This window comes from Shewanella aestuarii (assembly GCF_011765625.1).
In the GTDB taxonomy this organism is placed as follows: domain Bacteria; phylum Pseudomonadota; class Gammaproteobacteria; order Enterobacterales; family Shewanellaceae; genus Shewanella; species Shewanella aestuarii_A.
On sequence record NZ_CP050313.1, the window covers coordinates 2,261,973 to 2,277,345 of the forward strand.

Sequence of the window (15,373 nt, forward strand, 5' to 3'; positions counted from 1 at the left end):
CAACCGCTGCTCAAAGATTATTCGACCAAAAATAAAAATTATAAGTACGGAATTTAAGTATGTTCAAACCCCTATTAACCTTTCTTTTGTTATCAATCCCCACCCTATCATGGGCAACTGATGATAAGGTTACTAATCAAATCCCCGTTATACCAGATACCTATATATTCAATATAGGCGCATTTCATGCGAACTCAGACTCCTATATGGTGGTCACCAATCCCAAAAATGGCGGTAACTTCCCCCTTGATTTTGAAAGTGATTTAAATCTAAAAGAAACTCAATTTTTACCTTTCTTCGAGTTTGTCTATGCTTTCAACCAAAGGCACAATTTTTATGTCGATTGGAAGTCGCTGCATCGTACAGCCAAATCACCAGCAATCGAGAAAGAGTTTCAATTTACTGATAAGGATAATAATACCTACAATGTGGAAGCCGGTATTAGCCTAAAAACCACATTAGATGTCGATATTTTAAGACTAGGCTATGGCTATGACTTTTTGCAAGGAAGTCATTACGCGTTAGGCTTTTCAGTTGGTTTACATACCATGCTAATTGAAACCGCTTTTGAAGGCACTATAGGTTTATGTGTGCCCAATACTGAATTAGCACAGTATTGCGATACTCTAATCGAAACGCCCAGAGTTGTAGATAGCAGTGTCACCGCACCACTACCCGATTTTGGTTTGTATGGCGTCTATCTATTCTTCCCTAATTGGATATTTAAGGCGCATGCACAATATTTTGCAGTTAAGCTTGATAACGTTAAAGGTTCTCTTATTGATATCAAAGCAGTAGTTGAAGCAAAACTGAATGAAAATTGGTCGTTAACTGCGGGATTTAATTTTTATGAAGTTGACGTAGATTATCAACAAACGATGTTGGTTTTAGAACAGCAAATTAATGTAGCAGATTATAATATTAATTATAGTTTTACCGGTCCTATGGTATCGGTGCAATACCAATTTTAAGCTATTGTAAAATTTTTAAAAGGTATATTAAAGATACTTATTTTATGGCATTACAAATCGCTATTTTACTACTATATTTGAATATAATATTGCCACAGTGCTGAAGGTTACGATGTCAAATAGCTTGTTAAAAATTGCCGCCGCCAATTTAAAAAAAGCGGTGCCGCTCATGCTTAAGTATCAAATTCCTACAACACCCACCAATTATGCACTTTGGTATGCTTATGTGGGTGAGCAAAACCCACAGCTGAATGCCGAGTTAGATCAAGCGATAAAACAAAATCAAACCTATTCACCTGTTACCAGTGAATTGTTATTTCGTAAACATGTCGCCGATCCGGCCGAATTGAATGTTCGGGAAATGCGCAAAAACTTAGATGCGATGGTTTGCGAGTTATCACAGTCACTTAAGGATACCAATAACGACACCGAAACCTTCCAAACACAAATAGACAACAGTTTTAGTCAATTAGAAAAGCTTGAGCATCAAGGATTTTCATTAGAACAAGTGATTGCTCTGGTTAGAAATATAGTCAAGGAATCAGCAAACATTCGCAGCAGCACAGAGAATTTTAGCCAACAATTACAAAAAGCTCAATCTGAAATTAACACACTGAAAAAGCGTTTAGCTGACTCAGAAAAAGATGTCTTATATGATGCACTGACCAACATATTAAATCGCCGAGCATTTGATGAAGATATTAATGCCCAAATCGACAACTCACCAAATGGTTGTTGTTTAATTTTAATTGATATTGATCATTTCAAAAATTTTAATGACACCTTTGGCCACCAATTAGGAGATTTGGTATTAAAAATCGTTGCAAAAAGAGTCCAAGAAGCTTGCCGAGATGGTATAAAACTTTACCGTTTTGGTGGCGAAGAGTTTGCCATTATCATACCAAATTCCCGACTAAGTATTGCTAGACAACTCGCCGAAGGTATAAGAAGGGCAATCGAAAAACTATCTGTAAAAGATAGACGCAGTGATAAAGTCATCGATTCTATTACTGCGTCTTTTGGTGTAGCCCAATGGAAAGAAAACCAAGATGTTGGCCAATTTATTGAAGCCACCGATAGACTACTTTATGAAGCTAAAAGACTTGGACGCAATCGTGTCATGCCTATAGCAAGTTAATGGATTGCATTAACCGATGTTCAAATAGCCACATCAATCTAAGTTGTTTTTGTTAAATGAACTGCGGCTTGTTAACCTTGATAGGCTTCGCTTCGACGATATAGCGCATACGGGCATTGGCACTGATACCATAAAAAGGATAACACGTAATTAATGTTAGCCTTTCATCTGGAGTCATGGCCAACTCTTCCACTTGTGTTTCATCAACCACTCGCAAATCAGTAATTTGGTATTCGATGATTGCGCCTTTAATGTTTTGTAATTCAATCTTATCGCCAATGTGTAAATACTGAAGATTGATAAAATGGCTGTCTCGATGCCCTGCAATCACTGTATTGCCGAGTTCCCCCGCATGAGCTCCGGCTAAATATAAACCGGGACCAAACGCTAATGTCCTGCCCGACACTCCCGCTAAAACAAACAAAGCCTTTTGCTTTATTTGATCATGCGAGTCGTAAAAGCGCATTTTTGCCACAGGGTGAGTATCTGCCCAGGACCATGGCTTATGTGGTTTTTGATCAACTAAGGTTTGTTCAAAAGCCCGTTCAATTAAAAACTGAGCAAAATGAGCTTTAGCGTGCATATACCCTCCTTTTGCAAGTAGTAATAATGCCAGCAGCAACATGATATTGAATGCTAGCCAATAGTTCCTTTGTTGCGTAAAGTTCAACATCAAATGCGCCTCTGCTTAATTGATAATACTCAATCGTTGCCCCGGTAATGCTCCCTTTAGCCACAAACCAAACAGTATTGTTAACATCAATAAGCTTGCACCCATTAATAGCCATAATCGGCTCGCCGTTGACGTTTGTGGCAACACACCATGTGAATCAATCTGCCAACCAGCAGGCAGCAAAAGACCAACTTGTTTCTCTAATAAATTGTTAGTATTGGGATTAACGGGTGTAACATCTACAGCAACCAAACTGGTTTGACTACTAGCTAAGTGATATTTCATGGCTAACGCCTCAACTTGCTTTGCAACTCGTTGGCGCTCTGCTCGATTTTGACTTAATTCAAGCTCTGTAATTTGTGCGTTAGCCCAAACCAAATCGATACCTTTTGCATTGCTGCCTTGATTAAAATCCAATTGATGTTGCCAAAATTGACCATTGATATAACCTGAAATGATTACAGGTTGCACCCGGCCAGCTGGAATTTTAAAACTGATATACAGCGGATCTTGTTGATATAAATCATCTATATTGGCAGGCCAATAATCAGGTACAGTGCCATCAAGGTGATGTAACTCAATATTAGTAAGTACCGGCTGGCTAATTTTATCAATTAACGCGGAGATCTGTTGCTCCACTTCGCTTGCCTTACCCACATAAGAAAAACTCCCTTTACCCACATTGGCTGCACGGCGCATAAAATGTGAATTGGGTGCAGAACCAATACCCACAGTAAATAATCGAGACTCGCCTAACTGATAGCTTATTTGTTCAAATAACTGTGCCTCGTTTGATACTGCACCATCAGTAATAAAGATAACTTGTCTCAATGCTGGTGTTGTTGAGCTAAATGACTCTTGCTGCTTAGGCATTAAAGTGGTCAATAACGCACTGTTCAATGCGCCCGCCATTTCTGTACCGCCATTCGCATGTAATGCGCCAATAAAGCGCTTAGCTTGCGTTAAGGTGTTTACAGATACTGGCTGAGCATTGGCAAATAAAGGGTTAACACTTGAGTTAAATTCAATAATGTTAAAGCTATCCTTGCTATCTAAGTCTTTGAGCGCAATGTCTAGTGCCATTTTGGCTTGAATAATCGATTCCCCTGCCATTGAGCCTGAAGTATCAATCACTAATATCAATTCGCGATGTATTTTATGCTGTTCTTTGACAGTCATTGTCGGTGGTATTAACAATGCCATGGCATAAGTTTCTGGTGATTTTTCGATAGACTGAAGGCGGTTTTCATCAACAGTAGGTCCATTCGCTAAAACAGGATGACTTTTGCTATGCTGATAAAAAAGCGCCGAAGTGATTTGCTGGTGATTACTTGTTTGCCACTGTAAAACAAAATCTCTGTCTAAGGGCACTTTGCCAGCTAAAGATAGATTGGTTTTGCGGCCATCTTTAGACTGAATAATAGGATGGTATAGACTCGTTAGCTGTTCAATTTCAGTCCCCGCATCCAGGACTACCCGTATTGATACTTTATGACTATCCATTTCAAATTTGTCCTGCATATTAACATACCCGACAGGGCTAAACCTTGGTGAAATTAATTTATTACTTTCATCAAACAGGCTAATTTGCCCACTAGGCCGATATCGCGGAGCAACCACCAATGGGAAACGTAAACTGAACACGCCATCTTGATAATTAATGGTTTGCAGGTAAGTTATTTCCACCACAATTTGCTGCTGAGGACCAATATTGGCCAAATGCGTGGTAAACACATTCGGTCGTTGCTGGCTAACTAAACTTGCCTGCTTACCTTGCTTTTTAGCTTGCTCAAATTGCTGTTTAGCCACAGCTTTGGGTTTAATCATCCCTTCAATAACCCTGTCACCGATAAGTAAACTCATGCCATCTACCGCCGCATTATCAGGCAGAGGAAAAACATACTTAGCATTTATCCAACTGTCTTCAACATTGTTGAACACCTGCTTAACTGTCACTCGGTTAATTAACCCCGATACCGTCATTTCAACTTGCGTGTCTAACGCAAGCATCTGTTTAGATTGTTGGCCCAATTGATAACTCACTACACCCTGAGTGATAACATCGTCTAAGGGATCGGCATTCACGGCCGATGTCGATACAGATGCAAGAGTGATACTTGAGCTTCCCCAAAATAAAGCCGTAAACAAGCAAAACCAACTCACTGATTTAAAGTGCATAAAACCTCCTTAGAGGTTTAGCGAACTAAACCTCTAACGGTAAATTAAATAGGATGATTAATGGTTTTGATTGGCAGTAAGTTGCGCACTGTCATTGATAAGTTTTAAAGTGACACGACGATCAAAAAAGTCATTCTCAACACTTTGTTCTTGGTGCATAGGCGCACTTGAACCGAAGGCCTTGCCCATCAACCTTGCCTTATCTATGCCTTGGGCAGCTAAATAATTAGTCACCTCAATAAGACGTTGCTCTGACAATGCTTGATTAAAAGCATCATCTCCACGACGATCGGCATAGCCCATTAAATCAAGATTAAGCTCGGGCATCGCTGCCATCATATAAGCCACATTATCTAACTGCTGCTTAAAAAGTGGTTCAATTTGCGCAGAGCCAGTTTTAAACTGTACGTTCATGCCCAAGCTTAAATCAGTTAAGATTTGTTCTTGATGGGCTTTTAATTTAGCCAACTCATACTCTATTTGATTAAACTCTTGCTGCTTTGCCATTAATGACTGCTGCTGAGCTTGAAGCTCTGCTAATTGTGCCTCTCGGCTTGCAAGGATATCTTGCTGCTCGGCTAACCTGACTTTTTGTGCTTTAAGCTCAGACTCGTCCCCCACTGATTTGCCGATAAATGATCCGGTTAATGCCCCAATAAATGCACCTACTGGGCCGCCAATCACTGCACCTAGCACAATACCCGAGCTCATGCCGACTAACTCTTCAGTATGCTCACGCTTTTGATTGGTTTCGCTTGGTGCTGCAACAGTGATATTTGACACTAAAACACTTGAGATAATGGCCATGGCGATTACTTGCTTTTTCATAATGTTCTTCCTTAAAAGTAAATGTAAAACCTGTTTAATGGATCAGTCAGCGACTTGATGAAGTTATTAAACAATAAACAAATGGCTTTTTTAGGGAGCAAAAATGGCAAACAAAAGGTCAATTGTGGCAACAAAATGGCAATAGCGGTTCAAGGGTTTTCTAGCCATTAAATTACTGTATAGTCAGCACAATAAGATAAGATTTGCTATGTAGGTGTTTGATGAAACGTATCGCTATCGTAGAAGATGAAGCTGCTATTCGCGACAATTATAAAGAAGTCCTGCAACAACAAGGTTACAGCGTACAGGCCTATGCTAATCGTCCAAGCGCTATGTTAGCTTTTACTGCCAGACTACCGGATTTGGCCATTATCGACATCGGTCTTGAACATGAAATTGATGGTGGTTTTACGCTTTGCCAATCATTGCGAGCAATGTCTAGTAGCCTACCCATCATTTTTTTAACTGCCCGAGATAGTGATTTTGATACCGTGTGCGGACTGCGCTTGGGCGCTGATGACTATCTATCAAAGGATGTTAGTTTCCCGCATTTACTTGCCCGCATTGCAGCACTCTTTAGACGGTCAGAATTAATCGGCACAACAGCCATTGAAGATAATTTGATTGAACGCGGCCATTTGGTGATTGATGGAAACCGTATTCAGGTGCGCTGGAAGCAAATCCCTATTGAGTTGACCGTAACCGAATTTTGGATGGTACATGCTATGGCAAAACACCCAGGCCACGTTAGAAGTCGACAAGATTTAATGCAAGAAGCCAAAATATATGTCGATGACAGCACCATCACTTCGCATGTAAAACGGATCCGCAAGAAGTTTATTGCTGTTGATAATAATTTTGATTGTATTGATACCGTTTATGGCATGGGTTATCGCTGGGACAGTTTGTGACGGCAACCAAACGACATTAAGCAATATCACGTTATTAAACTAATACCACTAAGGTTTTCGCACTGCTATGTATCTCCCTTTAGGGCTACGAGCCAAGGTTATTCTACTATCACTGTTTTTACTTTGTCTGCCTTGGCTTGGGTATGAATATGTGTGGGAAATGGAAAAATACCTGCGCCACGGTCAAGAAAAAACCTTAGAGGGTACGACTCAAGCACTGGCAACCGCGCTACATGAAAGGCCAAAACTATTTGATAATCAAGCTAGCTTTTTAACTCAAGTCGAAAAAGGCCGCGATTTGTATGCCTATCCATTATCAGGCCCCATTCAACTGGATGGCAAGTTACAAGATTGGCAACCTTATCAACATAGAGTATTACATTACGCCAATGAACATGTGATTTATCAACAAGATCAAAATCAGCCTGTCACAATTAGCTTCAATCATATGGTGGGCAAATTTGGTGGTTATTTATATGGTTTTTTTGAAGTCAATGATCCCCATGTAGTTTATCGCGGCAGTAACAGTTTACGCGTTGATCGTAATGATCATTTAGTCATGGCAACTCTTGTTGATGAACAATTTAATCGCTATGTGGTCGCCAATACTAAGCCTGGCTGGTTAAGTGCCTTTAAACTCCCTCAAGATCCAAACCAATCCATGCCAGTTGTCCCCGAAAATCGTATACAAGGACAGTGGCGCGAGACATCAAACGGTTATGTGATTGAGTTTCGGATCCCACTGGATATGGTAGGCAGCAAACTTGGTTTTGCCATTCATAACGTCGATGATAAATCTAGCCGAGAGCTAATCAGCATTGTGGGCACTTCAGCCACAGATTCGGTCGCTAAACTGGGAACGGTATTAGTGCCATCACCTGAAATTGAAAGCATAATCAAAGGAATGAGTCATAACAGTTCACGTATTTGGGTGGTAGATAATCATGGCCGAGTACTGGCTAAATCTGGGGATATTCGCAGCTCAAGTACCACTTGGGCTGAGGATATAAATGATGAACAAAGCGAGGGCTATTGGTCTTACTTTCAACAAAAGTACTTATTACCGCTTTACTATAAAATTTTAACCAGACCGCCTCAGGACTTTATTGACTCATTGGAAGACTCCACTGAGTTGACCGGTAGCCATATTGAAAAAGCATTAGCAGGAAATAAAGCCTCAACTTGGCGCCTCACCCCTGACAGCAAGGCGGTTGTATTAGCAGCAGCAAGCCCCATCTGGATTGAAGACAAGGTCATGGGTGTCGTCATTGCTGAAGAAACCACTCATGGTATCCGTAGTTTACGTAACCGGGCGTTGGAAAAATTATTTAATGTTATTCTTACAATTATGAGCATGGGCACTTTAGCTCTGTTTATTTTCGCCTCTAGTATTTCAAGTCGTATACGCCGCTTACGCGATCAAGCAGAATTAGCTATCGATAGCCAAGGTCGCGTTCGCCAGCAAATTAGCGCCTCTAAAAATCGTGACGAAATTGGTGATTTATCCAGAAGCTTTGCCAACATAGTGCATCGTTTAAGCCAATACACCCACTATCTTGAAAACATGTCATCAAGGTTGTCCCATGAACTGCGCACACCGGTTGCCGTGGTAAGAAGTTCGCTTGAACACCTCAATGCACAAGCATTAGATGACACGAGCCAAAAATACGTTGACCGAGCACAAGATGGGGTTAATCGTTTGCATCTCATCTTAAATAACTTAAGTGAAGCCACCCGCTTAGAAGCCAGTTTACTCGATGCAGAGCGCAGTGACTTTCCACTACAAAAAGTTATATCCGGTTGTATGCAAGGCTATCAAATGACATACCCCAAGCAGCAATTTAAGCTGTTGATTGAAGATAAGCCGATGTTTTGCCATGGCGTACCAGAATACATTGCTCAATTAATGGATAAATTAATAAATAATGCGATTGAATTCAGCCATGCCGATTGCCCCATTCAAGTAAGCTTACATCAACAGCAAAAGCTAGCACTCTTAACCGTTACCAATATTGGCCCAGAACTGCCTGCACAAATGAATGAACAAATTTTTGAGTCTATGGTGTCCATTCGCCCACAAATGATTAATAGTAAACCCCACCTTGGTTTAGGGTTGTACATTGCTAGATTAGTGACAGATTTTCATCGCGGCACAATTAAAGCCAGTAATGTTATTATCGAGGTGACAGAGGACAAACAAATGAGTGTTGAACATTGTGATAATCAAAATGAAAAGCGGCCCACTAACGGTGTTGAGATTTGTTTAACCTTACCGTTAATTGATTAATCCTGTTGAACAAAATTCACCTTTATTTTAGCCATACAGATGTTAGGATGGCTAAAATAAATTAAGTTTTAGTGGACGGAAAAGTATGAGTAAGAATGCCAAACAAGCGACACAAATTGTTAGCTTAGGTCGAGATAAAAAATACACTAAAGGAATTATCAATCCACCCGTATTTCGTGCATCCACCGTGGTTTTCGAAACATTAGATGACATGCGCTTTGCCATTAAAAATAAAACCAATGGCGAGCTATTTTATGGCCGTCGAGGTACACCTACTCATTTTTCATTTCAAGAAGCTATAAGCGAGTTAGAAGGTGGCGCAGGTACAGCCCTGTATCCATCAGGCGCAGGCGCAATTAGTGGTGCATTACTCTCATTTTTAAAAAGTGACGATCATCTCTTAATGGTCGATACAGCTTACGAACCCACACGCGATTTGTGCAACAACCTGCTCGCGGGTTTTGGTATTGAAACCACCTATTATGATCCTATGATTGGTGCAGGCATTCGCGAATTAATTCAGCCCAATACTAAGGTCTTATTTTTGGAGTCTCCAGGTTCAATCACCATGGAAGTACAAGATGTGCCTACATTAAGCCGCATAGCACATGAGCATGACATTATTGTTATGTTAGATAATACTTGGGCTTCCCCGATAAACTCTCGTCCGTTCGAAATGGGTGTTGATATATCGATTCAGGCTGCAACCAAATACATTGTCGGTCATTCTGATGTGATGATGGGAACCGCAACCGCAAACGAACAGTATTGGCCACAGCTAAGAGAAAACAGCTATCTAATGGGGCAAACCACCTCGCCCGATGATGTGTTCTTAGCCGCAAGAGGATTACGCACGTTAGGTGTGCGTATGGCTCAACATCATAAAAATGGCTTAAAAGTGGCTAATTGGTTAGCACAGCGCCCAGAGGTTGATCATCTTCGCCACCCCGCTTTTGAGTCTTGTCCTGGGCATGAATTTTTCAAACGGGACTTTTCTAGCGCCAATGGCTTGTTTTCATTTGTATTAAAGCAAGGTGATTTAAAAAGCGTTAAAGCATTTGTTGAAGGTATGGCACATTTCAAAATGGGCTTTTCATGGGGCGGCTACGAAAGTTTAATTCTTGGGGTATTTGGGATTGAAAAAATTCGTTCAGCAACCCAATGGGACTCAAGCAAGCCACTGATTAGACTACATATTGGCTTAGAAGACCCAGATGACTTAATCGCTGATTTAGCACAAGCATTCGAGCGCTATAATCAAGCATTGTAAAGTTCAAGTTTCTGATACAAAAATGGCTGCATTTTTAGCGGCCATTTTTTATTTGAGCGCTATAAAATAAAAGCTAATTTGCTGTTTCTACATTAAGGCTATTCCAAGCCTGTGTGCCATAAAGTGGCACGGTTGATAGGGCATGCTTGTGGCTGCCGTTGGTCTCTTTGGTCGAGTATGACAAATACAGTAAGGTTTGATTTTCTTTATCTAAAATCCTCCTTACTTTTAAGCTTTTAAATAAAATACTTAACGACTCTTTAAATACAATTTCACCACTTTTACTGGTATCAATGCCAGCTAAATCATTGGCGGTAATTGGCCCAGTTTGACGACAACTAATACTCATATCAGAAGGGTCTGCAAAATCTAAGTCTGCTTTAATTCGGCTAATGTGACAAGTCACGCCGGGTACTTTGGGGTCTGGCTTTGCATCAATAATCACATCTTTTGTGGTAAACAAACCCAAACTCACTTTACCGACGTCATCACTACAACCAGCCATCAAGCCGGTGATAGCGACTAACAAAGATGAAATAACAACTTTACTTGCCAATTTATGTATCATTAATTTGCCTTAAAATAGTATTGTGCCCAACGGGTAAGACCTGCAGTAACAGAGCCAAAATGATCACCCACTACCACTTTAGCTTGCGGATATACTTTAGCTATTTGTTGATATATTGCCGGACTGCGAGCTGTACCGCCAGTAATATAAACAATATCAGGCTGCGCATCATGCGAATTAACATCCGTTGCCATGGCTTGCTGCATTAACGTGCTAACTTTCTCTAGTGATGGCGTAATCGCTTGTTCAAATTGAGCTAGGTCAACCTCAATGCAAAGCCCTTTCTCAACAAATTCAAGCTGTGACTGACAGCTTGGCACATCAGATAACGCAACTTTAGCTAATTCGGCTTGGCGGACAACTTGAAAACTCATTTGATTTTTTTGCATGGTTTGCAAACGTCCAAGTAACTCAGGTTGTTGGGCATCTTTAATTAATTCTTCTATCAACTTTTTTGTCGATAGATGATAAAAATCTCGCTGGGCACTAATATCATTTACCGCAACGGCATTCCAAAATGGACTAAGTGGCACTGACTTATCATCTTTCATATAACTTTTTGAACCAAAGCTTGGCATAAACGCTTCCATGGCTAAGGCAATATCTAAATCATTCCCACCAATACGCTGACCACTGTGACCAAGGCAATCAGTATCACGTTGTGATTTTCCCATTAACTCTGGACCCATGTTTACCAATGAGCAATCTGTGGTGCCGCCACCCACATCAACAACCAGTACTTTTGCAGCCTGAGTTAATGTGGCTTCAAAATCCATTCCTGCCGCTAATGGTTCAAACAAAAATCCGACAGCAGTAAATCCCGCGCGTTTGGCCGCCAGTGACAAAATGGCTTGTGCTTGTTGGTTACTTTGCTCGCCGCCAATTCCTTGGAAATTGACCGGACGTCCAACTATGACATGTGAAGCACAAGCTAACGACTTAGCCTGTAGCTGCTTATCCACAATGGTTTTCACATGCTGCATCATCAAGGTGACAATATCTTCAAACAATGCCACTTGATCAGCTCGCAAACCGGTTGCGCCTAAAAACGATTTAGGTGAACGGACATAAAATCCTTCTTCTGGCATGTCAAGATAGGCATCAATTGCAGCTTGACCAACAAATACGGCTTGCTCGTTAGGTAATAAATCTAATTCGTGCCGAATTTGTTTTGCGCGCATCAGTTGTGAACTGCGCAAATGTGAATATTCAGCCTTTTGTGATTCAGGCAAGCCTTGATATACCGCCTCAGCAATCAATTCTCGGTCCATTGCATACAAGGTTGAAGGTAAATAATTGGAATTGAGACCCAGTGGCAATAATTCGACACGTTCATTAATCCACGCACCTACAGAGCAATTAGCACTGCCGTAATCAAATCCTACTATCATGAGTGAGCCTTCATTTTGCAAAAACGCGTAATCTATCATATTAACGAGCCCCTACTGAACCCATTATTACCCTTGATCACACGCTTGCTGGAAATTAAAACAAAATCGCCATCAAAGCTGATGGCGATTTTCTATCTTGCAGTCAATTAAATGTAATGCTGAATCATCACGGTGTTACGACTTCTTAGTGGCTTTTTTAGTGGTTTTTTTTGCTGTTTTAGGTGACTCTGTAACCCACTTGCCACCTACAAACTTGGCAGACCAACCGGTCGCTTTGCCGTCAATTTCACTGGCAACATACTGCTCTTTAGTTTTGCGACTAAATTTAACCACGGATTTATTACCGTCATCATCTTCAGTTGGCGCATCAGCTAAATAAGCATACTTATCCCAAAGTAAGTCTTTATATTTCACCAGCTCTTCAACTAACGGCGCGCGAGTTTCGCGAGACTTAGGGAAGGTACTTGCGGCAAGGAATATCCCTGCTGCACCATCACGTAACACAAAGTGTGCATCTGACTTGGTACATTTTAGCTCAGGCAAAAAGATAGGATCTTCTTTTGGTGGCGCAGCTTCGCCATTTTTTAACAGCTTACGGGTGTTTTTACACTCGCTATTAGTACAACCAAAATACTTACCAAAACGGCCGTTTTTAAGTTCCATGTCATGGCCGCAACGATCGCATTCGATAATTGGGCCGTCATAACCCTTAATCTTAAATTGACCTTGCTCGATTTCGTAACCATCACAGCTTGGGTTGTTACCGCAAACATGTAATTTACGCGCCTCATCGATTAAGTAGCTATCCATGGCGGTACCACATTTACCACAGCGATGCTTAGCACGTAAGGCATCGGTCTCGCCATCTTCAGTATCGCTAATAGCTTCATCACCAGATGTGAGGTTTAGTGTGGTTTTACAACGCTCTTTAGGCGGCAAGGCATAACCTGAACAGCCTAAGAACACCCCTGTTGAGCCAGTACGAATACCCATTTTGCGACCACATGTTGGGCATTCAATATCAGTTAGTACGGGATCATTTAGACGCATTCCGCCTTCTGATGGATCAAGCTCTGCTAATAATAACTGCTTGGTAAAATCACCATAGAAACCATCAAGCACTTTTTTCCAATCAAGTTTGCCATGGGCAACATCATCGAGAGTTTGCTCCATGCTAGCGGTGAAATCATAGCTCATGAGATCTTTAAAGCTTTCGACTAAACGCTCGCTGACAATCTCGCCCATTTTTTCAGCAAAGAAACGGCGATTATCAACACGCACATATCCACGGTCTTGAATGGTTGAAATAATGGTTGCATAAGTTGATGGGCGGCCAATACCACGTTTTTCCAGTTCTTTAACTAATGATGCTTCACTGTACCGTGCAGGAGGCTTGGTAAAGTGCTGTTTGGGTAAAAGTTGATCGAGTGTTAACTTATCGCCAATTTCAACAACTGGGAGTGTGCTATCATCTTCATTTTTCTTGCTCATTGGTGGCTGAACGCGTGTCCAACCATCAAATCGCAATGTACGGCCACTGGCTTTTAGCTCATAGTCACCCGCCGTTACCGTTAAACGTGTCGCATCATATTGAGCTGGCGTCATCTGACAAGCAACAAATTGACGCCAAATTAGCTCATACAAACGCTGCGCATCACGCTCCATGTCAGACAAATTTGCAGATTGCACAGCCACATTAGATGGACGAATGGCTTCATGCGCTTCCTGAGCTCCCTCTTTGCTGCCATAACGAATAGGATCAGCAGGTAGATATTTGGCACCAAATTCGTTCGCAATCATTTCACGAACGCTGTCTAATGCTTCTTGGCTCAAGTTAGTTGAGTCGGTACGCATATAAGTAATGTGGCCAGCTTCATAAAGGCGCTGAGCCATCATCATGGTTTTTTTAACACCAAAACCCAAACGGGTACTTGCCGCTTGCTGTAATGTTGAGGTGATAAAAGGCGCCGATGGCTTACTTGAGGTAGCTTTATCTTCACGATTACTAACTGTGTAAGACGCACCTTTTAATGCATCAACAGCCAGTTGGGCTTGAGCTTCATTAATTGGCTCAAACGCCGCTGACTGAAATTTAGCCACCTGCATTTTTAGCTTTTCAGCTTTGCTGGTATTTAATTCGGCATGGATATCCCAAAACTCTTCGGGAACAAATGCCTTAATTTCACCCTCGCGTTCAACGACTAAACGTGTGGCAACAGATTGCACACGACCAGCAGATAAACCACGAGCCACTTTTTTCCACAACAGTGGTGACACCATGAAACCAACAACACGGTCAAGGAATCGACGCGCTTGTTGCGCATTAACCATATTGGTATCTAGAGTAGCAGGTTTACTAAATGCATCTTGAATCGCAGTTTTGGTAATTTCGTTAAATACCACTCGTTGATACCGTGAAGCATCACCACCAATAATTTCCTGTAAATGCCAGGCAATGGCTTCCCCTTCACGGTCCAAATCGGTTGCGAGATAGATTTGGTCAGCTGACTCTGCAAGGGCTTTCAATTCTTTGACAACTTTTTCTTTTCCGGGCAATACCTGATATTTGGCTGCCCACCCCTTTTCAGGGTTAATTCCCATTCGGGCTACAAGCGCTTGTTTATCCCTAGCCTGCTTATATTTAGCTTTTTCTTCTGGGGACATTTTTCTCACTTCAGCAGCAGTTTTGGCTGGTGGTGTCCCATCAGAAGAGGAAGAAGTCGGCAAATCACGGATGTGACCAACACTCGACTTAACGATGAATTCTTTACCAAGATATTTATTAATTGTCTTGGCTTTGGCCGGCGATTCGACAATAACTAGCGATTTACCCATAGTTTGATTTGCGCCAAATGGTCTCAAAAAGTAACAAAATTGATTCCATATATAGAGTGTTAAGACCAGACTTTCAAGTTAATCCGAATTTTATGTGCACTAGTGAGCGATTTTTTAACCAAAATAAATAAATGTGAAAAATAATATGCGATTTTTAAAACTAAATTCTCAATAAAACACATTTGAATCGCCATTGAGTGCATTTTTAGTCAAAAAGCACCATTTGTTCAAAAAACAGGCGACTTGTTTAGCCGCTTAGCTTCAGTATACTTGCCTAAAATTAGCCCTTACTTACATGCCGATTAAATCCATTTCAGCTAATA

11 protein-coding genes are annotated in these 15,373 nt (G+C 41.2%); 5 read left to right on the forward strand and 6 right to left on the reverse strand.

Features of this window, described 5'->3' with window-relative positions; translation table 11 throughout:
- The first annotated feature begins 59 nt into the window (after positions 1-59).
- Positions 60-971: a hypothetical protein gene (locus tag HBH39_RS10180; RefSeq protein WP_167677938.1), complete on the forward strand. Its 912-nt coding sequence runs from the start codon at positions 60-62 to the stop codon at positions 969-971.
- 112 nt (positions 972-1,083) lie between these two features.
- The gene (locus tag HBH39_RS10185) at positions 1,084-2,109 is read left to right on the forward strand and encodes a GGDEF domain-containing protein (protein WP_167677940.1); all 1,026 of its coding nucleotides are present in this window, start codon (positions 1,084-1,086) and stop codon (positions 2,107-2,109) included.
- 52 nt (positions 2,110-2,161) lie between these two features.
- Here HBH39_RS10185 and HBH39_RS10190 read toward each other — a convergent pair whose 3' ends face one another.
- The 3 genes from HBH39_RS10190 to pdsO are packed head-to-tail and all read right to left on the reverse strand — an operon-like array spanning position 2,162 to position 5,788.
- Positions 2,162-2,782, reverse strand: a complete 621-nt coding sequence (locus HBH39_RS10190; protein ID WP_208764145.1) for a class GN sortase — start codon at positions 2,780-2,782, stop codon at positions 2,162-2,164.
- Between the two features lie 15 nt (positions 2,783-2,797).
- Complete coding sequence (locus tag HBH39_RS10195) at positions 2,798-4,960, reverse strand: marine proteobacterial sortase target protein (protein WP_167677942.1); 2,163 nt, start codon at positions 4,958-4,960, stop codon at positions 2,798-2,800.
- Between the two features lie 57 nt (positions 4,961-5,017).
- Positions 5,018-5,788 (reverse strand): sortase-associated OmpA-like protein PdsO, encoded by a 771-nt coding sequence (gene pdsO, locus HBH39_RS10200; protein WP_167677944.1) that lies wholly within the window; start codon positions 5,786-5,788, stop codon positions 5,018-5,020.
- A gap of 221 nt (positions 5,789-6,009) precedes the next feature.
- Here pdsO and pdsR point away from each other — a divergent pair, with 221 nt between their 5' ends.
- From pdsR to HBH39_RS10215, 3 genes are all read left to right on the forward strand, one after another.
- A complete protein-coding gene (pdsR, locus tag HBH39_RS10205) occupies positions 6,010-6,699 on the forward strand; it encodes a proteobacterial dedicated sortase system response regulator (RefSeq protein WP_167677947.1) in 690 nt (229 codons plus the stop codon).
- A 67-nt stretch (positions 6,700-6,766) separates the two neighbouring features.
- On the forward strand, positions 6,767-8,986 hold the full coding sequence (gene pdsS, locus HBH39_RS10210) for a proteobacterial dedicated sortase system histidine kinase (protein ID WP_167677949.1): 2,220 nt from the start codon (positions 6,767-6,769) through the stop codon (positions 8,984-8,986).
- Between the two features lie 85 nt (positions 8,987-9,071).
- A complete protein-coding gene (locus tag HBH39_RS10215; RefSeq protein ID WP_167677951.1) occupies positions 9,072-10,256 on the forward strand; it encodes a cystathionine beta-lyase in 1,185 nt (394 codons plus the stop codon).
- 73 nt (positions 10,257-10,329) lie between these two features.
- Here HBH39_RS10215 and HBH39_RS10220 read toward each other — a convergent pair whose 3' ends face one another.
- From HBH39_RS10220 to topA, 3 genes are all read right to left on the reverse strand, one after another.
- Positions 10,330-10,824, reverse strand: coding sequence for a CreA family protein (locus HBH39_RS10220; RefSeq protein ID WP_167677953.1), 495 nt, complete (start codon positions 10,822-10,824; stop codon positions 10,330-10,332).
- Positions 10,824-12,215, reverse strand: a complete 1,392-nt coding sequence (gene yegD / locus HBH39_RS10225; RefSeq protein ID WP_167677955.1) for a molecular chaperone — start codon at positions 12,213-12,215, stop codon at positions 10,824-10,826. Before yegD ends, HBH39_RS10220 begins: the two co-directional genes overlap by 1 nt.
- Positions 12,216-12,389: 174 nt before the next feature.
- The gene (topA, locus tag HBH39_RS10230; RefSeq protein WP_167677957.1) at positions 12,390-15,050 is read right to left on the reverse strand and encodes a type I DNA topoisomerase; all 2,661 of its coding nucleotides are present in this window, start codon (positions 15,048-15,050) and stop codon (positions 12,390-12,392) included.
- Positions 15,051-15,373: the final 323 nt, after the last annotated feature.